The sequence below is a fragment of the Phocaeicola intestinalis genome (assembly GCF_014837065.1).
GTDB lineage: Bacteria > Bacteroidota > Bacteroidia > Bacteroidales > Bacteroidaceae > Phocaeicola > Phocaeicola intestinalis.
Map to the genome: position 1 here is coordinate 1 of NZ_JACSPP010000161.1, position 508 is coordinate 508.

At 47.0% G+C, this 508-nt stretch carries 1 protein-coding gene; it reads right to left on the minus strand.

Features of this window, described 5'->3' with window-relative positions; translation table 11 throughout:
* The coding region (locus H9625_RS17515) for a reverse transcriptase domain-containing protein (RefSeq protein ID WP_262892018.1) at positions 1-508 on the minus strand (508 nt) is incomplete at both ends.

Consider the following 508-nt stretch of genomic DNA (forward strand, 5'->3'; position numbering starts at 1 on the left):
AGTTCCCTCTATAAATCGGGTTATGGACTCTTTGACTCTTCTTGCCGCCCTCTTGGACTTGCAGAATATCATCGAGTCATCGGCATAGCGAACAAAAGGAAGCCCTCTGCGTTCGAGTTCCTTGTCCAACTCATTAAGCATAATATTACTCAACAAAGGACTCAGTGGTCCTCCTTGGGGAGTTCCTTCCTCGCTCGCTTCGAACAGACCTTTGTTCATTACACCGCTTCGGAGATATTTGTGTATTAGACTGACCACTCTGCCGTCTTTAATAGTACGGCTGAGGATTTCTATGAGTTTGCTATGATTAACGGTATCAAAGAAGCGCTCGAGGTCAAGGTCTACTACATATATGTAGCCTGCATTGATTATTTCTTGCGCCCCTCGCAGTGCGTCATGACAACCTCTTCTTGGACGGAAGCCGTAGCTTCTCCTCGAGAATTGGCACTCATAGATAGGGGTCAGAACCTGGTTAATGGCTTGTTGCACCAAACGGTCTACCACGGTG